Source organism: Streptomyces thermocarboxydus, assembly GCF_024760485.1.
Classification (GTDB): Bacteria; Actinomycetota; Actinomycetes; order Streptomycetales; family Streptomycetaceae; genus Streptomyces; species Streptomyces cellulosae.
Window position 1 is genome coordinate 5,399,539 of record NZ_CP058273.1, and the last position, 22,011, is coordinate 5,421,549.

The 22,011-nt window shown below is 73.9% G+C and carries 19 protein-coding genes; 11 read left to right on the plus strand and 8 right to left on the minus strand.

The genetic code is table 11. From position 1 onward, the window contains the following. Positions 1-48: 48 nt before the first annotated feature. The 4 genes from AY578_RS24920 to AY578_RS24935 all read left to right on the plus strand — a co-directional run bounded on the left by AY578_RS24920 (position 49) and on the right by AY578_RS24935 (position 5,440). On the plus strand, positions 49-1,185 hold the full coding sequence (locus AY578_RS24920) for a leucine-rich repeat domain-containing protein (RefSeq protein WP_137208812.1): 1,137 nt from the start codon (positions 49-51) through the stop codon (positions 1,183-1,185). After that, positions 1,182-2,939, plus strand: a complete 1,758-nt coding sequence (locus tag AY578_RS24925) for an ankyrin repeat domain-containing protein (protein WP_215049310.1) — start codon at positions 1,182-1,184, stop codon at positions 2,937-2,939. Before AY578_RS24920 ends, AY578_RS24925 begins: the two co-directional genes overlap by 4 nt. A 102-nt stretch (positions 2,940-3,041) precedes the next feature. Beyond that, complete coding sequence (locus AY578_RS24930; RefSeq protein WP_136238792.1) at positions 3,042-4,235, plus strand: AAA family ATPase; 1,194 nt, start codon at positions 3,042-3,044, stop codon at positions 4,233-4,235. A gap of 11 nt (positions 4,236-4,246) precedes the next feature. Further along, positions 4,247-5,440, plus strand: coding sequence for a vWA domain-containing protein (locus AY578_RS24935; protein ID WP_215048839.1), 1,194 nt, complete (start codon positions 4,247-4,249; stop codon positions 5,438-5,440). On the opposite strand, the gene AY578_RS24940 is transcribed toward AY578_RS24935, so the two are convergent. Continuing rightward, positions 5,437-6,165, minus strand: coding sequence for an alpha/beta fold hydrolase (locus AY578_RS24940; RefSeq protein WP_137208808.1), 729 nt, complete (start codon positions 6,163-6,165; stop codon positions 5,437-5,439). The two genes, AY578_RS24935 and AY578_RS24940, sit on opposite strands and share 4 nt — an antisense overlap. A gap of 150 nt (positions 6,166-6,315) precedes the next feature. Between AY578_RS24940 and AY578_RS24945 the strand changes: the two genes are divergently transcribed. Continuing rightward, positions 6,316-6,714 (plus strand): winged helix-turn-helix transcriptional regulator, encoded by a 399-nt coding sequence (locus tag AY578_RS24945; RefSeq protein WP_019526349.1) that lies wholly within the window; start codon positions 6,316-6,318, stop codon positions 6,712-6,714. On the opposite strand, the gene AY578_RS24950 is transcribed toward AY578_RS24945, so the two are convergent. Both AY578_RS24950 and AY578_RS24955 read right to left on the minus strand, forming a co-directional pair. Then, the gene (locus AY578_RS24950) at positions 6,711-8,840 is read right to left on the minus strand and encodes an SDR family NAD(P)-dependent oxidoreductase (RefSeq protein WP_215048838.1); all 2,130 of its coding nucleotides are present in this window, start codon (positions 8,838-8,840) and stop codon (positions 6,711-6,713) included. The two genes, AY578_RS24945 and AY578_RS24950, sit on opposite strands and share 4 nt — an antisense overlap. A gap of 109 nt (positions 8,841-8,949) precedes the next feature. Beyond that, on the minus strand, positions 8,950-9,651 hold the full coding sequence (locus AY578_RS24955) for a TetR/AcrR family transcriptional regulator (protein ID WP_215048837.1): 702 nt from the start codon (positions 9,649-9,651) through the stop codon (positions 8,950-8,952). Positions 9,652-9,763: 112 nt separating this feature from the next. On the opposite strand from AY578_RS24955, the gene AY578_RS24960 reads away from it, so the two are divergent. Then, the gene (locus AY578_RS24960) at positions 9,764-11,119 is read left to right on the plus strand and encodes an MFS transporter (RefSeq protein WP_019526352.1); all 1,356 of its coding nucleotides are present in this window, start codon (positions 9,764-9,766) and stop codon (positions 11,117-11,119) included. Between the two features lies 1 nt (position 11,120). Here the strand turns inward: AY578_RS24960 and AY578_RS24965 are convergent, their stop codons facing one another. Next, positions 11,121-11,924, minus strand: coding sequence for a VOC family protein (locus AY578_RS24965; protein ID WP_215048836.1), 804 nt, complete (start codon positions 11,922-11,924; stop codon positions 11,121-11,123). 207 nt (positions 11,925-12,131) lie between these two features. Between AY578_RS24965 and AY578_RS24970 the strand changes: the two genes are divergently transcribed. Continuing rightward, positions 12,132-12,980, plus strand: coding sequence for a sulfurtransferase (locus AY578_RS24970; protein ID WP_026244052.1), 849 nt, complete (start codon positions 12,132-12,134; stop codon positions 12,978-12,980). A gap of 106 nt (positions 12,981-13,086) precedes the next feature. Here AY578_RS24970 and sepH read toward each other — a convergent pair whose 3' ends face one another. The 3 genes from sepH to AY578_RS24985 form a co-directional block, all read right to left on the minus strand. Beyond that, positions 13,087-14,133: a septation protein SepH gene (gene sepH / locus AY578_RS24975; protein WP_019526355.1), complete on the minus strand. Its 1,047-nt coding sequence runs from the start codon at positions 14,131-14,133 to the stop codon at positions 13,087-13,089. Between the two features lie 437 nt (positions 14,134-14,570). Beyond that, positions 14,571-15,899 (minus strand): FAD-linked oxidoreductase, L-gulonolactone oxidase family, encoded by a 1,329-nt coding sequence (locus tag AY578_RS24980; RefSeq protein ID WP_136238785.1) that lies wholly within the window; start codon positions 15,897-15,899, stop codon positions 14,571-14,573. Then, positions 15,850-17,097, minus strand: coding sequence for an MFS transporter (locus AY578_RS24985; protein ID WP_028960112.1), 1,248 nt, complete (start codon positions 17,095-17,097; stop codon positions 15,850-15,852). The genes AY578_RS24980 and AY578_RS24985 overlap by 50 nt, the downstream gene beginning before the upstream one ends. Positions 17,098-17,247: 150 nt before the next feature. Here AY578_RS24985 and AY578_RS24990 point away from each other — a divergent pair, with 150 nt between their 5' ends. Together AY578_RS24990 and AY578_RS24995 are read left to right on the plus strand one after the other, a co-directional pair. Next, on the plus strand, positions 17,248-18,375 hold the full coding sequence (locus tag AY578_RS24990; protein ID WP_136238784.1) for a ferrochelatase: 1,128 nt from the start codon (positions 17,248-17,250) through the stop codon (positions 18,373-18,375). Positions 18,376-18,383: 8 nt separating this feature from the next. Continuing rightward, a complete protein-coding gene (locus AY578_RS24995; RefSeq protein ID WP_028960111.1) occupies positions 18,384-19,193 on the plus strand; it encodes an inositol monophosphatase family protein in 810 nt (269 codons plus the stop codon). A gap of 220 nt (positions 19,194-19,413) precedes the next feature. Here the strand turns inward: AY578_RS24995 and AY578_RS25000 are convergent, their stop codons facing one another. Then, positions 19,414-19,587 carry a hypothetical protein gene (locus AY578_RS25000; RefSeq protein ID WP_019526360.1) on the minus strand — a complete coding sequence of 58 codons (174 nt, stop codon included), beginning with the start codon at positions 19,585-19,587 and terminating at the stop codon, positions 19,414-19,416. A gap of 441 nt (positions 19,588-20,028) precedes the next feature. On the opposite strand from AY578_RS25000, the gene AY578_RS25005 reads away from it, so the two are divergent. Both AY578_RS25005 and AY578_RS25010 read left to right on the plus strand, forming a co-directional pair. Continuing rightward, positions 20,029-20,682 (plus strand): response regulator transcription factor, encoded by a 654-nt coding sequence (locus AY578_RS25005; protein WP_003993508.1) that lies wholly within the window; start codon positions 20,029-20,031, stop codon positions 20,680-20,682. 9 nt (positions 20,683-20,691) lie between these two features. Beyond that, positions 20,692-21,936 (plus strand): sensor histidine kinase, encoded by a 1,245-nt coding sequence (locus tag AY578_RS25010; protein ID WP_136238783.1) that lies wholly within the window; start codon positions 20,692-20,694, stop codon positions 21,934-21,936. The last annotated feature ends 75 nt before the right edge of the window (positions 21,937-22,011 follow it).

The window sequence follows — 22,011 nt, forward strand, 5'->3', positions numbered from 1 at the left end:
TTCCGCCCCCGGCGGACCGGACACCGGCGACGGACCGGTGGAGTGGTGATGACGCAGCCGACCCCCGTGCGCTGCCCGGCGATCGAGCACCCGGACGTCCCGGCCGCCGATCCCGCGGGGCTGGACCCGCTGCTGGCCAGGCTCGGCTCGGACCGGACGGTGGAGGACGACGAGACCTTCCCGCTCGGCACCCTCCGCGCGGACGGCCGGGTCGACCTGTGCAAGCAGGGACTCGGAGCGGCGGGCGCCGCCCGGCTGATGCCCGCCACGGCCGCCTCCCCGCACGCCCGGCACGTGCTGCTCGGCACCAACGCCATAGGCGACGAAGGCGCGTTGACGGTAGCCCGCGCCCTCGCCGAGGGCCACGGCCTGCGCACCCTCTACCTCGGCTGCAACCGCATCGGCCCCGACGGCGTCACCGCCCTCGCCGACGCGCTCTCCGCCGACGGCACCGTCCGTGCCCTCTGGCTCAAGCGCAACCCGGTCGGCGACGACGGCGTCACGGCCCTCGCCGCGATGCTCCGCCGCAACACCACCCTGCGCACCCTCGACCTCGTCAACACCGGTGCCACGACGGCGAGTCTGCGCCTCCTGCTGGACGCCCTCACCGGCCGCCCGCACCCCGTGGAACGCCTCTTCCTCGGCGGGAACGGCCTGACCGCCGACTCCGCGGAGCTGCTCGCCGCGTTCGTCCGGGACGCCGGCGTGCGCGAGCTGTACCTGCCCGCCAACCACCTCGGCGACCGGGGCGCCGCCGTGCTCGCGGCGGCCGCCGCCGGCTCCGCACACCCCGTACGGCTCGGCCTGGGCGGCAACGGCATCGGTCCCGCCGGAGCACGCGCCCTCGCCGACGCCCTGGGCGGCATCGAGGCGCTCGACCTCGGACGGCCCATGTCGGAACGGAGCCTCGGCGCCCCCGCCAACGCCACCGGCGACGACGGCGCCCACGCCCTGGCCTCCGCGCTCCCCGGCAGCCCCCTGCGCCGGCTGGAGCTGCGCCACACCGGCCTCACCGGACGCGGCGCGAAGTCCCTCCTGGCGGCTGTCCCGGACGACTCCCCGCTGGAGTACGTCGGCCTGGGCCCCGGCCTGCCCCGCAAGGTGAAGCGCTCCTTCACCCGGCGTCTGCGGCCCATGACCGCCGCCCACCCCGACCTGCGCGCGACAGGGAGCGTCTACCGGTGAGCCGCCGCACCGCACCCGCGTGCTTCTCACCGGCGGAGGCGTCGAGTTGGCGCCGGATCCGCCGGTACGCCGTCCCGCGCACCATGATCGGGCGCGCGACCGAACGCCGTGTCGCGGGCGACTGGCGGGGCGCCTGCGCGGCAGCCCTTTTCGACGTCGGCATCGACCTGGCGGAGGTCGCCGAGCACTTCGGCCAGGACGTCGCCGACGCGCTGGAGGACGACCTGCGGCACCTGGTCCCCGATCTGGTGCGCTGGCACCTCCCCCGGAACCTCCACGGCTGGACCACCCTGGGCAACGACCGCACCGTCGTCCTCGCCCGCTACCGGCCGGCCGGCGCGAAGGAACGCCCCCGCGCCACGCCGTACCTGTACGTCACCACACCCGCGATGCGGCAGGGACCGCAGCGGGTCACCCTGAGCTTCGGCACGCTCCTCGACGAGGGGCCGGTCGGCGTCTTCGGCAGCACGACCGAGGACTGGCGGTACGCCCGGCACCTGTGGGACGCGCGGCACACCGCCGACCTGCGCGAGCACGCCGGCGGCCCCGGACGGCTGCCCTTCTTCGACGCGGAGGGCGGACTGCTCGGCCCGGACGCGCTGCCCTCCTCCGATCCCGGGGCGGGGGACGCGGCCGCCCGGGCCGAGTGGGCGACGCTGCTGCACGAGAAAGGGCAGGTCGCGGAGGCCTTCGCCGCGGCCGGCATCGACGCCGACCTGTCGGCTCCGCAGGGCGGCCCCGGCTGGTACCGGAGCGATCCGACGGGGCTCGTCGGCAGGTTCGCGCTCGACCACACCCGGCTCGAGCGGGAGGTCCGCCGCCTCCAGGGCGAGGGCGTCGGCGACCGCTTCCTGATCCCCGACGACTGGCGCACCCGGCTGCTGCTGGAACCGACGGCCACCGGTCTCGCGCTGAGGGTCGTGGACCACGACGAGGCCCAGGGCCTCCCCTTCCTGCCCGAGACGCTCTGGCGCAGGCTCCCCGACCTCGACCTGCTCCGGGTGGGCGGGATCGAGCGGGAACACCTGCATCCGCTGGTCGGCGAGCCCTTGTTCCCCGGCGTCCACCCCGAGGGCGGTGTCGGCGGCCCGCCGGGTCCCGACGCTCCCCCTACCGTCCGGGTGCGCTGCCGGGGCGAGTGGCACGAGGTCGGCTTCCGGCCGGGCGTCCTGCTCCGTATGCCGCACAGCGACGAGGAACAGCGGCGCGAGCGTGCCCTGCGCGCGTTCGGCGGCGCCGTCGCCGGATGCTTCGCCGTGGAGCAGACCTGGGCGTCGGGGGAGGGCCGGCTGCCGAAGGCGCTCCAGGCCCAGCGGGGCGACTTGTTCCTCCGCGCCCAGCACGGCGACACCGACGGCGTCCTCCAGCTCCTCGACATGGGCGTGGACTGCCGTGTCCGTGACGCCGGCGGCCGTTCCCTCCTGCACGTGCTGAACCTCGTCGACCACGAGCCGCTGCTGCCCCGGCTGCTCGCGGCGGGGCTCGACCTGGAGGCGAGGGACTCGCAGGACAAGACCCCGCTGTTCGTGGCGGTCGCCGAGGGCGGGTCACCGGCCCTCGTGGAGGCGCTGCTCGACGCGGGCGCCCGGATCGACGTCGAGGACCACATGGAGCAGTCGCTGGCGCACGTGATCCGCCGCTACCGCCGCTCCGACCTGAGCTTCCTCGAAAAGCGCGTGCGGGAGGAGTATCCGGACGTCGGCGCCGACTGGTGGGACGACTACCTGTCCCGCGACGACGAGGACGACGACTAGCGCGTCGGGACGGGCGGCCACCGACCCGCTCCCGCTCCCCGCTCCCGCGCGGCCCCGGCCCGCGCACCACGATCCCGCCCAGCACAGCGAGGAACCCCCGCCTTGACCACCGCCCCCGCCCCCGACCCGCTGGCCGCCGCCGACGCCCTCGTCTCCCGGCTGCGCGCCCGCCGCACCGAGCCTGCCACCAGCTCCCAACTGGAGGCCCTGGCGCTGGCGGTTACGGCCAACCAGCCCGTCCTCCTCTGGGGCGAGCCCGGCATCGGCAAGTCGGCCGGACTGGAACAGCTCGCCGCCGGACTCGGCCTCCCCCTGGAGACGGTCATCGCGAGCGTCCACGAGCCCTCGGACTTCGCCGGGCTGCCGATCGTCGGCGACGACCCGGCGGCGACCGGCGTGCCCATGGCCCCGCCGGACTGGGCGGTGCGGCTCCGGGACGCCGGGCACGGCCTGCTGTTCTTCGACGAGTTGTCCTCCGCGCCGCCGGCCGTGCAGGCGGCGCTGCTGCGGGTCGTGCTGGAACGCCGGGTCGGCAGCCTGGTCCTGCCCGACGCGGTGCGGATCGTCGCCGCCGCCAACCCGCCGTCGAGCGCCGCGGACGGCTGGCACCTCAGCCCGCCGCTCGCCAACCGCTTCGTCCACCTCCACTGGACCCACGACCCGGCCACGGTCGCGCGCGGCATGGCCGGAACCTGGCCGGAGGCGACGGTCCCGGTCGTCGACCCCGCCAAGGTCCCCGGCGCCGTGGCGCGGGCGCGCGGCGCCGTCTCCGGTTTCCTCACCGCCCGCCCCGGCCTGGTCCACCAGCTTCCCGGCGACGCGGAGACCCGCGGCCGCTCCTGGCCGTCCCCGCGCACCTGGGAGATGGCGCTGCGGCTGCTGGCGACGGCCTACGCGACCGGCGCGGGCCGGGAGGCCACGGCCGCCGCGCTCACCGGGGCCGTCGGGGACGGCGCCGGTATCGAGCTGCTGTCGTACCTGGAGCACCTGGACCTGCCCGACCCCGAGCGGGTCCTCGCCGACCCCGGCGCGTTCGCGCTCCCGGACCGAGGCGACCGGCAACTGGCCTTCCTCATCGCGATCGTGGCCGCCGTGCAGAGCGACCTCACCCGGCCCCGCTGGGAGGCCGCCTGGGCCGTGCTGGCCAAGGCGGTCGACGCGGGCGTGCCGGACGTGGCCGCCCGTGCCGCCGCCGACCTCGCGGCGATGCGCCGGCTGGACTGGCCCGTACCGCCCGGCATCGACGCGTTCCTCGATCTGCTGCAGCTGTCCGGGGCCCTGCCCGGCGGCCGCTGAGGCGAGCGGGCATGACGGACCCCCGCGACGGCCTGGACCGCACCAAACTCCTCGCCGCCCGCTACCGCGCGGCGCACGACCGCCCCTATCTGGCGTCGGCGCTGTACGCCCTCGGCATCGTGGCGAGCAGCGCGGTGCCGACGATGGGCGTGGACCGGCACTGGCGGTGCTACGTGTCGCCCGCGTTCGTCGACGCGACGCCCGTCGAGGAACTCGCGGGCGTGTGGATCCACGAGGTGGCCCACCTGCTGCGCGACCACCACGGCCGCGCCGGACGCCTCCCCGCGGCCGACCAGCGCGACCATTACCGCGTCAACGTCGCCCAGGACTGCGAGATCAACGACGATCTCCTGGCGGACCGTCTGCGCCTGCCCGCCGGACGCGTGGAACCCCGCCTCTACGGCCTGCCCGACGGGCAGTTGTTCGAGCAGTACCTGCCGGCGCTGCCCCCGCACGTCCGGGAACACGACTGCGGCTCGGGCGCCCACGGCACCCCCGCACCGTGGGAACTTCCGCAGGCCGGCGGCCCCGACGGGGTCGGCGAGGCCGAGGCGCAGGCGCTGCGCCGGCACACCGCCGAGGCGATGCGCGCCCACGTGCGCTCGCGCGGCTCCCTGCCCGGCGGCTGGCGGCGCTGGGCCGAGCAGGTCCTGGACCCCACGGTCGACTGGCGGCAGGCCCTGACCGGCGCGGTGCGGGAGGCCGCCGCCTGGGCGGGCGGCGCCGTCGACTACACCTACCGCCGTCCCTCGCGCCGTACCCCGGCGCTGCGCGGTGTGGTCCTGCCGAGCCTGCGCCGTCCGCTGCCCTGGGTGGCCGTCGTCGTCGACACCTCGGGCTCGATGGGCGACGCGGAACTCGCCGCCGCGCTGGCCGAGATCACGGGCGTCCTGCGCGAGGTCGGCGTCCGCGGCAACCGCGTCACCGTCCTCGCCTGCGATGCCGACGTGCACGCCGTGTCGCGGGTGACGTCGGCCGAGCAGGTCACGCTCGGCGGCGGGGGCGGCACGGACATGCGTGTCGGCATCGACGCCGCGCTCGCGTCCCCCGACCGCCCGTCGATCGTGATCGTGCTGACCGACGGGCTGACCCCCTGGCCCGCCGAAACCCCGTCCTGCCGTCTGATCGCGGCCCTGATCGGAGACGGCGCCCCCGAGCCGCCGCACTGGGTGGAAACGGTGCGCGTCCCGGCGGCGCCGGACTAACCGGCCACGTCGAGCAGCAGCTCGCTCAGCTCGACCGGCATCGTGATCATGCAGTCGTGGCCGGTGGGCAGCTCCCGCACCCGCGAGGGCGTCCCGTTGGGCTGGACCTCCGGCACCGGCCGCCGCACGATGCCCTCCGGGGTCGCGCCCACGCAGTGGACGTGGGTGCGGGGGACCTGGCGCAGCGCAGGGTTGTCCAGGCGCGCCGGCTGCTGGAGGCACAGCACCGGGTGGTCGGACAGCATGCCGCGCAGCCACTCCTGGTCCGCCGGGTCGGTCACCCCGAACAGGCCGAAGGGCGGAGGCAGTTCCGGCAACGGAGGGATACGCCACGGGGTGTCCGTGGAAGCGGCGGCGTCGATCAGGTGCTGGGTGACGGGCTGCGCGTCGACCGCGGTCTCGCCGTGCTCCGGCACCATCGCGTCCAGATACACCAGGTGCGCGACCCGCTCCGGGACCTCGTTCGCCGCCGACGAGATCACCAGCCCCGCGTAGCTGTGGCCGACCAGGATCACGTCGGTCAGGTCCTCGTCCTTGATCAGCCGGACGACGTCCTCGACATGGGTGTCCAGGCCGACCTCGGGGCCCAGCAGGTGCGCCTTGTCGCCGTAGCCGGTCAGGGACGGGCGGAGGACGCGGTGGCCGGCGGCCTCCAGCAGCGGGGCCGTACGGTCCCAGCACCGGCCGTCGTGCCAGGCGCCATGGACAAGAAGATAAGTCGACACGGGGGAGCCTTCCAGGAAAGGGGCATGAGAGGGCAGGCGGTTCCCTTCCGTGCCTCGGTACGCTTCAGGAACCGCCCGTTCATCGTGGTGCACCCGCCCGACCTGGGGCAATAAGGCACATTCCGGTGACCCGGTTCCCTGGAGGTAACCATGACCGCAGCCGACGACCCGTCACCGATGCCGCACCGGCAGGACCCGTGCCGCACCAGCGACGTCCTCGGCATCGTCGGCGACAAGTGGTCCCTGCTCGTCGTCCGCAACCTCAGCCAGGGACCGCGCCGCTTCACCGAACTGAAGCGCGCCACCACCGGCATCAGCCAGCGCATGCTCACCGTCACCCTGCGCAGCCTGGAACGCGACGGCATCCTCACCCGCACCGTCCACAACGTCATGCCGCCGCACGTGAGTTACGCGCTCACACCGATGGGCACGACCCTGCGCGAGGCCACCGCGCCGTTGCTGGAGTGGTCCCTCAGCAACCTGGACGGCATCCATGCCGCGCGGGACGCGTACGACTCCCGGCCGGAGACGACCCTGCCGCCCTCCTAGTCCGCCCGCCCATACCGCCGCCGCAACCCCTCCGCCAGCGGGGCCTCGGCGAAGGCGCCCGCCGCCACGCGTGCCGCGACCGTGCGGCGCACGATGCGGTCGGCCAGGGACGGGGCGTGGCGGGCCAGGGCCATCTCCGCCCGGCCGCGCCGTGTCGTCGCCACGTCGCGCGGGGCCCGGCGTGCGGTCACCGCGGCGACCACCGCCGACACCACGCCCTCCAGCGGCTCCGGCCGCGACACCCCGTCCAGGGAGAGGCCGGCCTCCCGCGTGCTGTCGTGGATCGGGCTGTTCACCATGCTCGGGTAGACCGTCGTCACGCCCACATGCGTGCCGACCTCCAGCCGCAGCGTGTCCGCGTACGCGGCGAGGGCCCGCTTGGACACCCCGTACGCGGCGGCCAGCGGCAGCGGCAGGACCGCCATCCGCGAGGCGACGAACACCACCCGGCCGCGCGCCCGTTCGAGGTGGGGGAGAGCGGCGGCCGTCACGTCCCACGCGCCCAGCAGATTGAGGCCGAGCTGCGCATGGACCTCCGTGGACGGCCGCAGCTCCGCCGGCGCCGGTCCGCCCCGGCCCGCGTTGTTCACCAGCACGTCCACGCCCCCGCCGAGCAGCCGTACGGCCTCCTCGACGCCCTTGGTCACCGACTCGGGGTCGGTCAGGTCGCAGCCCACCACCGGCACTGGCGCCGACGCGTCGGCATGCAGGTCCAACCCGACCACACGGGCGCCGAGTTCGGTGAACCGCTCGCCCAGTGCCCGCCCGAACGTCCCCGCCGCGCCCGTCACGATCACCCGCCGCCCCGCGAGCGGCGTCGCCTTCCGCACGCCCGCCAAGTCCCGCGCCACCTGGCGCAGATACTGGTCCACGTCGATCCGCATGTGCGGCCGTCTGTTGCCCCAGCGTTCCCGCGCGGCGTGCAGTTCGGTGGCGACCGACGCCAGCATCCGGTCCCGCGACGGCCTGCGCAGCCGCCCGGTCACGTACGCGGCGAGCAGCCGGCTCTGCGCCTCCACCACCGGCAGCGCCGATCCCGTCGACTGCATCAGTCCGACGAAGGACAGCGCCTCGTCGTCCAGCGGGAACACGTGCCGGTAGAGCGGGAGCCGGGCCGGGTCGGGCACCAATGCCGGGTCGAGGAACGGCACGGTCGCCCGGTACCCGGTGCACCACAGCACATGGTCCACCTCGTCCTCCTGCCCGTCCGAGAAGCGCACCCGGCGCCCCTCGAAACGCTCGATGCCCGCGCGTACGCCGATCTTCCCGGCGCGCACCAGCTCGGGGACCGTGTCGCTCAGCGTCGGGTGGTCCTGGAGCACGCCCTCCGGGGACGGCGGAAGCGCCGGACCCTCCGTGCCCCGCGCCGCCAGCCGCAGCATCGTCTGCGAGATCCGCTGGCGCAGCCGCCACGGCAGGACGGCGGCCAAGGCTCCGTTCCACTGGTCGGCCGGGCGGCCGAACAGCGTCTTGGGCAGCACCCACACCCCGCGCCGGGCGGAGATCAGCACCTCGTCCGCGTGCCCGACCAGCTCCGTCGCGATGTCCATCGCGCTGTTCCCCGTGCCGACGACCAGCACGCGGCGTCCCGCGAACTCGGACGGCTCGCGGTAGGCGTGCGCGTGGGAGGCGGTGCCCTCGAAGTCGCCGGGGTACGGCGGTTCCGGCAGACGCGGGGTGTGGTTGTGCCCGTTGGCCACCACGAGATGCGCGACCGTCTCCTCGTACGCACCCTCGGGGCCGGTCAGTTCGAGCAGCCAGCCGTCCTCGGTGCGCCGGGCGGCGGTCAGTTCCGTGCCCATCCGGAAGTGCCGGGGGACGTCGAAGCGCTCGGCGTAGTCCCGGACGTAGGAGAGAAGTTGGGCGCGGGTCGGGTAGTCCGGCCAGTCCTCCGGCATCGAGTGGTCCGAGAACTCGGTGCGCGGCTTGGACGTGTTGAGCCGCAGCCCCTCGTACGCGGCGGTGTCCGGAGCCGGCCGCCACAACCCGCCCAGCTCCTCGGCGCGTTCGACGCCGAACACCTCGACGCCCGCCTGGAGCAGCGCCTTCACGGCCGCGATCCCCGCTATGCCGCCGCCGACGACGGCCACCCGTCCCGGTCCCGCCGTGTCCCGCCCTGCACCCATCGTGTCCGCGCCCTTCCCGAGCCGCGCGGCCGTCCCATGAGGCCGCTCCGTGGAGTTATTCCAACGTGCGATGGATTATTACGTCGGACGAGTCACCGGCGCCAGACCCCTACGGCGTCTCCGTCCGCCCCGGCCCGTACAGGGCGTCGAGGAAGCGGCGCATCCACAGCCGGAACTCGTAGCGCTCCCGCTCCCGGTCGGCGGGGGCCGCGGCGGCCAGCGCGGTGACATGGCCGTGCGCCGCCCACACCAGGCTGCGCACCGTGACGTGCGGCGTGGTCTCCCGCACCGTCCCCGCCTGGGCGGCCTCAAGGAGCGCCCGCTCCACCTCGCCGTACAGCGGCAACGCGTACGCCTCGTCCAGACCCGCGCCCCGCGTCGGGTCCAGCCACCTGCGCAGCCACAGGAACGTGGTGTGCGGATGCTCCTCCAGGAAGTCCACGAACCCGTCCGCGAGCGCCCGCAGCGCCGCCGCCAGCGGCTCCCCGCCGGCCGGCGCGGCCTCCCGGAGACCCGCCACCAGCGGGGCCAGCGCCTCCCGCTCCGCCGCGTGCACCCGCTCGAAACAGGCGTCGTACAGCGCCTCCTTGGCGGGGAAGTGGTGGTGCAGGCTCGACACGTCGATGCCGACCCGCGCCGCGATGTCCCGCAGCGAGGTGCCCTCGGGTCCGCGCGCGGCGAACAGTGCCGTCGCCTCCCGCAGGATCAGTTCGCGGGTGGACGGGCCGCCGTCCCGCTCCGCCCGTCGGGGCCGGCCCGGTCCGCGCCGGGCGGGCCGCGCGGCGGAAGGTGTCTCGCTGCTCTTCCTCATCCGGCACAGTCTGGCTAGGATCCGCAGACCTCGCAATCCAACATTTGAGGGATTCATGAACGCCGCGACAGGATCCGAAGCCCCTCTCCCCGGACAGCCCACCCCCGCTGCGGTGACGGACGCCGGGGACGGCGCGGAGGTCCCCCGCCCCGCGCTCGTGCGCTACGCGCTCGGCTCGGCCGGCATGGGCGTCTACGTCACCGTCCCCGGCCTGCTGCTCCTGTACTTCCTCACCGACACCCTCGGGGTCACCCCCTGGCTGGCCGGTCTGGCGCTGCTCGTCCCGAAGGCCGTGGACATCGTCCTGCACCCGTTCGTCGGCTCCCTCTCCGACCGGGAACGCGCCCGCCGCGGAAGCCGGCTGCGGCTGCTGACGGCGGGTTGCGCCCTCGCGCCCGCATTCGTCGCCCTGTTCGCCGTCCCCGGCCCGGTGGCCGACCGTCCGTGGGCCGCCGCCCTGTGGGTCGCGGCCTGGTTCGTCGTCGCCAACGCCCTGTTCGCCGCGTACCAGGTGCCGTATCTGGCCACTCCCACCGACATGGAGATCGGCTACCACGGCCGCACCCGGGTGCTGTCCTTCCGGATGGTGGTCCTCACCGTCGGCATCCTCGCCGGCGGCGCGCTGGCCCCGCTGCTCGCGGGGGAGGGCGACTCGGTCGGCCGCTACGTCGTCATGGCCGTCGCCCTGGGCGCCTTCACCGTGGTCTTCCAGTACGTCGGCGTCGGCGGCGTACGCGACCTGCTGCCCGCGCGGGCCCCGACCGGGAAGACCGAGGACCGTCACGGACCCGCCCTCACCCAGGTACGGGACGTCCTGCGCCGCAACCGCCCCTTCCGCGTGCTGGTCTCCTGCTACCTCCTGGTGTCCACCACGACCCACCTGGTCCTCGCCGGACTGCCGTACTACGCACGGCACGAGCTGGGCCGCCCCGGCTTCACCACCGTCCTGATGGCCGCGTTCGTCGCACCCGCCCTGCTGACCACGCCCCTGTGGTTCCGTCTCTCCCGGAGCTGGGGCAAGCAGCGCTGCCTGCTGCTGTGCCAGGGCTTCTTCGTCGCCGGAGCGCTCGGCCTGGCGGTGGGGAAGTCGGCGGGACTCCTCGTCCCCGTGCTGTGCACGCTCGTCCTCGGCGTGTGCTTCGCGGGACTTCAGCTCTTCCCGTTCTCTATGGTCCCGGACACGGTCCGCGCGGCCGACGGCGACGAGACCGGACGCACCGGCGCCTACACCGGGGTGTGGACCGCGACGGAGGCCACGGGCGCCGCGGCCGGCCCCTACCTCTACTCGGCGGCCCTCGCCCTCGGCGGCTACGCGTCCGCGCGGGCCGGCGAGGAGGTCACCCAGTCGGGCGGCGCGCACACCGCCATCCTGCTCGGCTTCACACTCCTGCCCGCCCTCCTCATGGCGGCGGCGCTGGCGGTCCAGTCCCGGTACCGCCTCGACGCCCGCCTCTCGGCGCCCCGCTGAGTCACTCCGCCGTCCGCACCAGCGCGAACCGCGCCCCCTCCGGGTCCGCCACCATGGCGACGCGGCCGTGCTCGGTGTCCCGGGGGCCGCCGAGCACCTGGCCGCCGAGGTGCAGCACCTGGTCCACGGCGTCGTCGGTGTCCGCCACCGTGAAGTACGTCGTCCAGTGCGGCCCCCGGTCCCGGGGCAGCGCGTTGCCGAGGCCGTGGACGCCGGTCACCGGGCGGCCGTCCAGGCGGAGGGTCACGTAGTCCAGGTCGGCGGAAACGACCGGTTCCTCGTCGTAACCGAACACGGTCCCGTAGAACTTGGCCACATTCGTGGTCTCGAAGGTGGTCAGTTCGTTCCACGCCGGAGTGCCGGGCCGGCCGGTGACGCCGCCGACGGCACCGCGGGCCGTCTGCCAGATGCCGAAGACGGCGCCGCTCGGGTCCGAGACGAGCGCCAGCCGGCCCGCGTCGTCGGCGTCCAGCGGCCCCACGCCGACCGTCCCGCCGCACGAACGCACCACCTCGGCCGTCAGATCCACGTCGTCCGAGGCGAAGTACGGCGTCCACGCCGCGGGCAGCCGCCGGTCGGGGGACAGCACCCCGATCCCGGCCACCGGGTACCCGTCGAGCAGGGCACGCACGTACGGGCCCAGCGGGCGCGGGCCGGGCCGGAACTCCCAGCCGAACAGCGCCCCGTAGAACTGCTCGGTCGCGTCGAGTCCGCGCACCATCAGGCTCACCCAGCACGGTGTGCCGGGCGGGTGCCGGACGGACCCGTCGCCGTTCGGGCGGGCGTTCCCCCGTGCGTCGGTCATCGTCACTCTCTTCTCGGCCGCCCGTACGTCGGCCGTGTCCGCTCGCCCCCTGCGGGGGTCGTCCCGTGCCGGCGCGGCGGATCGTTCCCGCACCGCAGCCGACACCGTATGTGCCCGATCCCGTACGCCCGGTGACCGGATGTGCCCGGCCGAGCAGAGTAGCCGGACCGGGACGAGTCGGCCACCCCGTGCGCGAGGATGGTGACCATGAACGCCATCATCTCCGCAACCGAACTCGCGGACGCGCTGCGGTCGGAGCGTCCTCCGGTCCTGCTCGACGTCCGCTGGCAGCTCAGCACGGCAGCGGCGAGCGGTCAGCCGTTCGACGGACGCGCCGCCTACGCGTCGGGCCACATCCCCGGCGCCGTCTTCGTCGACCTGGACCGCGAACTGGCCTCCGCACCGGGCCCGCAGGGGCGCCATCCGCTGCCGGACCTCGACGTGTTCGGCGCGGCGATGCGGCGCGCGGGCGTGTCCGCGGGAACGCCCGTGGTCGCGTACGACGGCGGCATCGGGTGGGCGGCGGCCCGCGCCTGGTGGCTGCTGCGCTGGACCGGTCACCCGGACGTACGGGTCCTGGACGGCGGACTGCCCGCCTGGAACGGCCCGTTGGAGACGCGGGCGCCGACGCCGGCCGAGGGCGACTTCGTGCCGAAGCCGGCGGAGGGCGGCGTGCTGGACGCGGACGGCGCGGCGGCGCTGGCTCGTTCGGGGGTACTGCTGGACGCACGTGCGGGGGAGCGGTACCGGGGCGAGGTGGAGCCGATCGACCCCGTCGGCGGCCATATCCCGGGGGCGGTGTCGGCGCCGACGTCGGAGAACGTGGACGCGGACGGTCGTTTTCGGCCCGCGGCGGAGTTGCGCGCGCGCTTCGGTGAGATGGGTGTGGCGCAGGACGTCCCGGTCGGCGTGTACTGCGGTTCGGGCGTGTCGGCGGCGCACGAGGTACTGGCGTTGGCGATCGCGGGCATCCCGGCGGCGCTGTACGTCGGCTCGTGGTCGGAGTGGTCCTCGGACCCGCAACGGCCGGTGGCGGTGGGGCCGGATCCGCAGTGACGGGGCTGTATCGGCCCTGACGGGCCTCGTCCTCAAACGCCGGACGGGCTGATTCCAGCCCCTCCGGCGTTTCAGGAGCGGGGTCCGGGGCGGACCCCGGAGACAACTACTCCTGCTTCTTGCGCCGCGTTCCGAACACGATCTCGTCCCAGCTCGGCACCGCCGCCCTGCGGCCTGGGCGGACGCCGTCCGCCTCGGCCTGGCGGTCGGTCGAGCCGATGAGGCGGTCCCGGTGGCCGCCCACCGAACGCGGCATCAGCACATCCGCGTACGCGGACCCCGCGGACGCGGCCGGCGCCGGAGGTTCCTCCGCCTCGGGCTCGGACTCCGGCTCCTCGGCGGCCGGTTCGGTGCGCTCGGGCACCACCAGGTCGCCGCGGAAGCTCGGCACGGCCTCCAGCAGGCTGGTCAGCGAGTCGCGTTCACCCGAGGCCGTGGCCGCGGTGGACTCCTCGGCCGGCTCGGACGCCTGCGCGGGCAGGCTGGGCCGCTCGCGGTCGGCGGGGCGGTCCAGCGGACGGTCCCGCGGCAGCCGGGCGATGCGCGGCACGAACGGGAAGCTGGGCTCGGGCGCGGCGAGGTCGTCGGACTCGCCGATCAGCGAGCGGGCCTCGTCGTCGACGGCCTGGACGAGCCGCCGGGGCGGGTCGTACGTCCAGCTCGCCGAGTGCGGCTCGCCCGCGACCCGGTAGACCAGCAGGACCTCCCAGGTGCCGTCGTCGCGGCGCCACGAGTCCCACTGGACGGTGTCCTTCTCGGCGCCGCGCAGCAGCAGCCGCTCCTGGACGGCCTCGCCCAGCGGGGGGCCGGAGTTCTCACCGGGGCGGCGGACCGGCGTCTTGCGGGCGCGCTCGGCCATGAAGGCGCGCTCGGCGAGGACGGGGCCCTCGAAGCGGCGTACGCGGTCCACGGGGATGCCGGCCATCTGCGCGACCTCTTCCGCGGTCGCGCCCGCCCTTATACGGGCCTGGATGTCGCGGGGGCGGAGGTGGCTCTCCACCTCGATCTCGATCTGGCCGAGGCGGGGACGGTCGCCGCGCACGGCGGCGCGGAGCCGTTCGTCGATCGGAAGCGTGTACTCCGTGCTGTCCGCAGCCTTCAGCACCAGCCGTGTGCCGTCATTCGAGACGGCCACGACACGCAGTTCGGGCATGGGGACCTCCCGGGTGGTGCCTGCCGACGTCACGTGCGTCGCTGCTTCCGCTAGTCGAGTGTGGCCTGCCCGGGTGCAGCCTGCCACAACCTTGCCGAGTTGCCCGGCGTGTCGGGCGCGGGCCCTGGATCGCCGTTATGGCACGGTTACCTATTCGCAACGCTAAGTGACCAAATGCGTCACCCTGTGCAACTAGCCCCCTCCCGGCGGTCCTCCGAGGACCCGGGCACCCTGACGGGAGTCCGGACCCAGGGCTCGCAACAGTACTCCATTTGGGCCACGTGCGTGGATTGGCACGCCGTGCGAGTTCACGCAAGAGGTGGGACTTGGCCGCCGTTGCCCCACTCATCCACCCCTGGACGTGGGGGACTTGTGGGGAACTTCACGCAATCGTCAGATACGGAGGCAATGTCTGCGGCCTGACCGTGCCGTGGGCGCTACTCGCCCAGGACCCGCCGCAAGTAGTCGTTGCGGAACCGCCGTTCCGGGTCCAGCCGGTCCCGCAGCGCGACGAACTCGCCGAAACGCGGATACACCCGTGAGAGGTACTCGGCGTCACGTGTGTGGATCTTCCCCCAATGGGGTCGCCCCTCGTGCGCGGTGAAGATGCGCTCGGCGGCGGTGAAGTACCGCTGGTAGGGCGTCCCCTTGAACATGTGGACCGCCACGTACGCGCTCTCCCGGCCGGACGCCGTCGACAGGGTGATGTCGTCGGCCGGCGCGGTGCGCACCTCGACCGGGAAGCTCACCCGCAGCGGGGAGCGGTCCACCATCGCCTTCAGCTCCCGCAGCGTGTCCACGAGCGCCTCGCGCGGCACCGCGTACTCCATCTCCACGAAGCGCACCCGGCGCGGGGAGGTGAACACCCGGTAGGGGATGTCGGTGTACGTCCGCGCGGACAGCGCCCGGCTGGAGATCTGCGCGATGGCCGGAATCGTCACCGGGGCCGCGCGGCCCACCCAGTTGGCGACCTGGAAGACCCCGTTGGAGAGGAACTCGTCCTCGAACCAGCCACGGAGCGGCGGCACCGGGCGCTCCGGGCCCGCGCTGCGGTTGTTGCGCTTGGTGTTGGTGTTGCCGGTGTGCGGGAACCAGTAGAACTCGAAGTGCTCGTTCTCGGCGTGCAGCGCGTCGAACTCGGCGCACACCCGGTCGAACGTCATGGGCTCCTCGCGCGCGTTGAGGAGGAAGAGCGGCTCCACGGCGAACGTGATGGCGGTGACGATGCCGAGGGCGCCGAGTCCGATCCGGGCGGCGGCGAAGACGTCCGGGTTCTCCTTCTCGGAGCAGGTGAGCACCGAGCCGTCGGCGGTGACCAGTTCGAGGCCCTTGATCTGGGCGGCGATGGAGGCGGACTCACGCCCGGTGCCGTGGGTGCCGGTGCTGGCGGCGCCGGAGACCGTCTGCTCCATGATGTCGCCCATGTTGGTCAGCGACAGACCCTCGCGCGCGAGGGCGGCGTTGAGCCGCTTCAGCGGGGTGCCCGCCTCGACCGTGACCGTGCCCGCCTCGCGGTCGATCCTCCGAATCCCCGTCAGCAGCTGGGGGCGTATCAGCAGGCCCTCGGTCGCGGCTATGGAGGTGAAGGAGTGGCCGGTCCCCACCGCCTTCACCGGCAGTCCGTCCTCGGCGGCCCGGCGCACGGCGTCGGCCAGCTCGTCGACCGAGGCGGGCGTGACCTCCCGGGCCGGCCGGACGGAGACGGTGCCTCCCCAGTTACGCCACGTGCCGTTCCTCGCGCTCGTCGTGCTCGTCGTGCTGACCAACGAAGCCTCCCCGACCCGGCGCCGGCCGCTTGAGCCGGCGGTACCCGAGGAAACCGACCGCGACCGCGACGGCCCCGGCGGCCGCCGGAACCCCGTACCCGGCGCGCGCCCCGGCCGTGTCGATCACCCAGCCGCCGGCGGAGGAGCCGAGGGCGATGCCGACCGCGAGCCCGGTGCTCACCCAGGTCATGCCCTCGGTGAGCTGTGCGCGAGGTACGTGCTCTTCGATGAGGGACATGGTCGTGATCATCGTGGGAGCGATGGACAGACCCGCAACGAACAGCGCCACGGCCAGAAACGGCAAGTTCCCGACCAGTAGGAGTGGGATCATACTCACGGCCATGGCGCAAACGCCCAGCAGCCACCGGCGCTCGGGCGCCCCCGCGAAGTGCAGCAGTCCGAACACCAGACCGGCCACGCAGGACCCCAGGGCGTACACCGCGAGCACGAGGCTGGCCGCGGCCTTGTGTCCCTCCTCCTCGGCGAAGGCGACCGTCACCACGTCCACCGCGCCGAAGATCGTGCCCGTCGCCACGAACGTCGCCACCAGCACCCGCAGACCGCGCGAACGCAGCGCGGAGCCGCCGCCCTGGCGCGCACGCGGATGCGGCTCCGGCTCGGTGGCGCGCTGCGCGGTCAGCCAGAAGACGCCCGCCGCCAGGAAGCAGGCCGCCAGCAGCGGGCCGGCCTCCGGGAACCAGGCCGTGGACAGCCCGATGGAGACGATCGGGCCGACGATGAAGCACACCTCGTCGACCACCGACTCGAACGAATAGGCGGTGTGCAGGCTCGGGGTGCCGCGGTACAGCGCCGCCCAGCGGGCCCGGACCATCGCGCCGAGGCTCGGCACGCAGCCGATCCCCACGCACGCGGCGAACAGCACCCACTCCGGCCAGGAGAAGTGCACGGCGAGCAGCAGCACGGTCCCCGAGGACAGCGACAGCAGCGTGGCCGGGCGCAGCACCCGGCGCTGCCCGTACTGGTCCACCAGGCGCGACACCTGAGGGCCCACCAGCGCGGCGGACAGCGCGATGGTCGCCGAGAGGGCGCCCGCCAGCCCGTACCGGCCGGTCACCTGGGAGATCATCGTGACGACGCCGATGCCCGTCATCGACAGCGGCATCCGGCCGAGGAACCCCGCGGCGGAGAAGGCCTTGCTGCCGGGGGCGGCGAACAGGGCGCGATAGGGGCTGGGCACGGGGTCTCCGGAAGATCAGTAAGGTGCTATCGCAGTCGATACAGATTACCGGCGACATCACCCGTTTGCGCCGGTGATGTACGGCACCTTCTTTTCGCGGCACCCCCGGCCCCCGTGCCCGTTGTCGGCGCCGGGTGGGAGGATCGAGACATGTCTGACGTGCTCGATGCCAGTCCCTACGACGCCCTGCTCCTGCTCTCCTTCGGCGGCCCGGAAGGCCCGGACGACGTCGTCCCGTTCCTGGAGAACGTGACGCGCGGGCGGGGCATCCCCAAGGAACGCCTCAAGGAAGTCGGGCAGCACTACTTCCAGTTCGGCGGGGTCAGCCCGATCAACGACCAGAACCGCGCCCTGCTGGACGCCCTGCGCAAGGACTTCGCCGAGCACGGCCTGGACCTGCCGGTGTACTGGGGCAACCGCAACTGGGCGCCTTACCTGACCGACACCCTCCGCGACATGGTCCGCGACGGCCGCCGCCGCATCCTCGTCCTCGCCACCAGCGCCTACGCGTCCTACTCGGGCTGCCGCCAGTACCGGGAGAACCTCGCCGACGCGCTCGCCACGCTGGAGAAGGAGGGGCTGGAGCTGCCGAAGATCGACAAGCTGCGGCACTACTTCAACCACCCCGGCTTCGTCGAGCCCATGGTCGACGGCGTGATCCGCTCGCTCGCCGACCTCCCCGAGGACGTCCGGGACGGCGCGCACCTCGCCTTCTGCACCCACTCCATCCCCACCGCCGCCGCGGACACCTCCGGCCCCGTCGAGGCCCACGGCGACGGCGGCGCGTACGTCGCGCAGCACCTGGACGTGGCCCGGCTGATCGCCGACGCCGTCCGCGAGCGCACGGGCGTCGACCACCCCTGGCAGCTCGTCTACCAGTCCCGCTCCGGCGCCCCGCACATCCCCTGGCTGGAGCCCGACATCTGCGACCACCTCGAGGAGCGGAAGGCCGCCGGCGTCCCGGCGGTCGTCATGGCGCCCATCGGCTTCGTCTCGGACCACATGGAGGTCCTCTACGACCTCGACACCGAGGCCACCGCCAAGGCGCAGGAGCTGGGCCTGCCGGTGCGCCGCTCGGCGACCGTCGGCGACGACCCGCGCTTCGCCGCCGCCGTCCGCGAGCTGGTGCTGGAGCGCGCCGCGACCGAGAGCGGGCGGGACGTCACCCGGTGCGCCCTGGGCGCGCTCGGCCCCAGCCACGACCTGTGCCCGGTGGGCTGCTGCCCGGCCCGCGCCCCGCGTCCCGCCGCCGCGGGCGCCGACAGCCCCTACGCGTGAGGAGCCCCGTGACCGACCCCCTGCACGCGGAACTGCTGGAGCTGGCCCGGGAGGCCGCCCGGCGCGCCGGTGAGCTGCTGCGCGACGGCCGCCCTGCCGATCTCGCGGTCGCCGCCACCAAGTCCAGCTCGGTCGACGTCGTCACCGAGATGGACCTCGCGGCGGAGAAGCTGATCACCGGGCTGATCGCCGAGCGCCGCCCGGACGACGGCATCCTCGGCGAGGAGGGCGCCTCCACGGCCGGCAGCAGCGGCGTCCGCTGGGTCGTCGACCCCCTCGACGGCACGGTGAACTACCTGTACGGGCTGCCCACCTGGGCTGTCTCCGTGGCGGCCGAGCAGGACGGCGTGGCCGTCGCCGGCGCGGTGTTCGCCCCGATGCGCGGCGAGGAGTACCACGCGGTGCTGGGCGGCGGGGCGTGGGCCACCGGCGCGTGGGAGGGCGAGCGGCGCCTGGCCTGCCGGCCGTCGCCGCCGCTGGACCAGGCCCTGGTCTCCACCGGCTTCAACTACGTCGCCGACGTCCGCGAGGAGCAGGCCGAGATCGCCCGCCGCCTGATCCCGCTGGTCCGGGACATCCGCCGCGGCGGCTCGGCGGCGATCGACCTCTGCGACGTGGCGGCGGGCCGCCTCGACGGCTACTACGAACGCGGCCTCCACCCGTGGGACGTGGCGGCGGGCGCCCTGATAGCCCGGGAGTCCGGCGCCCTGACGACCGGCCGCCACCCGGACAGCCCCCCGACGTCCGACCTGACGGTTGCGGCGTCCCCCGGCGTGCTGGAACCGCTCCTCGGCCTTCTGAGGAAGTTCGGGGCGTAGGGATCGCCTGACGCCGCCGACCGTGTGGGACGCGGCCACGGTCCGGGCGGCCGCCGGCCCGAACGGCGGCCGGATGCCGGCTGGGCTGGGCCGGACCGCGTCCGTGGCGCCGCCGGCCGGGGCCTTCCGGGCGGCTGGTCGGCGGCCTCGCGCCCGCGTTCACGGCAACGGGCCCCGGTGGATCCGTCCACCAGGGCCCGTCGGGCGTTCCGTGCGCCGGTCAGGCGCTGTGGGCGCCGACTTCCACGCCGTGTTCGGCCGCGAGGCGGCGCAGGTCGTCGAGTTCGCCCTGTTCCACTTCGACGAGGAAGTCGTCGCCCTCGTCGCGGGCCCGCGACAGGTCGGACTCGGTCGCCTTTATGCGCTGCAGAAGTCCTGCGGTGAATGCGTCCATGCTGCGCCCCCTCGTCCTGGGTCGGTGGGTCGGTGGCACGGGGGTGTGCCGTCGGAAGGGACGATCACGTCCGTGGCGGATGCCCGGCGCCGCTCGGCCGGGCGGCGACGGTACCGGACATCCACGCCCGCTCTGCGGAAGCGGACCGTGTGCACCGCATGGTGGTGCGGTACAAGCAGAGCGTGATCGCGGGATGTAAACCCGTCCTCCCCAAGCTCCCTCCCGCGGAAACCTAACCTCGCGAGAAATTCTCGTATTCCCGCCCCGTTCGTCCGCACGTTCCCCGGCCCCGGGGCCGTCGGTCACCCCCTGTTCCGGCCGCCTTACAGCCGACTTACGGTCGAAAAGGGCAGGATGGAGGCAACAACACCCACCCGTACCCCCTGCCCGCGTGCGCGCCCTCGCGGCCCGCCGGGCGGGTCATGAGGAAGGACAAGCGACGTGCGCGTACTCGTCGTCGAGGACGAGCAGCTGCTCGCCGATGCGGTGGCCACCGGACTGCGCCGGGAGGCCATGGCCGTCGACGTCGTGTACGACGGTGCGGCCGCCCTGGAGCGCATCGGCGTCAACGACTACGACGTGGTCGTCCTCGACCGCGACCTCCCCCTGGTCCACGGCGACGACGTCTGCCGCAAGATCGTCGAACTCGGCATGCCCACGCGCGTGCTGATGCTCACGGCGTCCGGCGACGTCAGCGACCGCGTCGAGGGACTCGAGATCGGCGCCGACGACTACCTGCCCAAGCCGTTCGCCTTCAGCGAGCTCATCGCCCGCGTGCGGGCGCTCGGCCGGCGGACCAGCGTGCCCCTGCCGCCCGTCCTGGAGCGGGCCGGGATCAAGCTGGACCCCAACCGCCGCGAGGTCTTCCGCGACGGCAAGGAGGTCCAGCTCGCGCCGAAGGAGTTCGCCGTGCTGGAGGTCCTCATGCGCAGCGAGGGCGCCGTGGTCTCCGCGGAGCAGCTGCTGGAGAAGGCCTGGGACGAGAACACCGACCCGTTCACCAACGTGGTCCGCGTGACCGTCATGACCCTGCGCCGCAAGCTGGGCGAGCCGCCGGTCATCGTGACCGTGCCCGGCTCCGGATACCGGATCTGATCACCGACCATGGCTGCCACTCCCGCGCCCCCCACCGCGCCCCCCAAGCCCACCTGGGACCCCCGGTCGCCCACCCCGCTGCCGTGGCTGCGTCCCACCATCCGCATACGGCTCACGCTGCTGTACGGCGGCATGTTCCTGATCGCCGGCATCCTGCTGCTGTCGATCATCTACCTGCTCGCCGCGCAGGCCCTGCGCACCGGCAGCCAGCCGCTGTTCAAGATCGTCGACTTCGACGGCCTGAAGATCTCCAGCCAGGACTGTCCGGGCATCGCCGACGGCAACCTCTCGCTGACCGAGTTCAACAACGCGATCAGCGAGTGCATCGACCACCAGCGCCAGGTCGCCCTGGACAACCTGCTCAGCCGCTCCCTGCTGGCCCTGCTCGGCCTCGCCGTCATCGCCTTCGCCTTCGGCTACGCCATGGCCGGGCGCGTGCTGTCGCCGCTGGGCCGGATCACCCGCACCGCCCGCGCGGTGGCGGGCTCGGACCTGTCCCGCCGGATCGAGCTGGACGGCCCGGACGACGAGCTGAAGGAGCTGGCCGACACCTTCGACGACATGCTGGAGCGGCTCCAGCGCGCGTTCACCGCCCAGCAGCGCTTCGTGGGGAACGCCTCCCACGAGCTGCGCACCCCGCTGGCGATCAACCGCACGCTGCTCGAGGTGCACCTCTCCGACCCGAACGCCCCGGTGGAGCTCCAGCAGCTCGGCAAGACGCTGCTGGCCACCAACGAACGCAGCGAGCAGCTCGTGGAGGGCCTGCTGCTGCTCGCCCGCAGCGACAACCAGATCGTGGAGCGGGGCCCCGTCGACCTCGCGGAGGTGGCCGGCCAGGCCATCGACCAGGTCGCCGCCGAGGCGGAGTCCCGGCACGTCACGTTCCGCGGCACGCGCCGTCCCGCCGTGGTCCAGGGCAACGGCGTCCTGCTGGAGCGGATCGCCCTGAACCTGGTGCAGAACGCCGTGCGGTACAACATCCCGCAGGACGGCTGGGTGGAGGTCACCACGGACGTCCAGCACGGCCAGGCGGTCCTCGTGGTGTCCAACACCGGCCCGGTCGTCCCGGCGTACGAGGTGGAGAACCTCTTCGAGCCGTTCCGCAGGCTGCGCACCGAGCGGACGGGCAGCGACAAGGGCGTGGGCCTGGGTCTGTCCATCGTGCGGTCGGTCGCCCGGGCGCACGGCGGGCACATCTACGCGCAGCCGAGGGAGGGCGGAGGACTCGTGATGCGTGTCACCCTTCCGATCTGACATCATGCCCCGGCCCCGCCCCGTGTTCGCTTTGGGCGGAATTTTCGAGCACCCTCACGATCGAATTCATGTGTG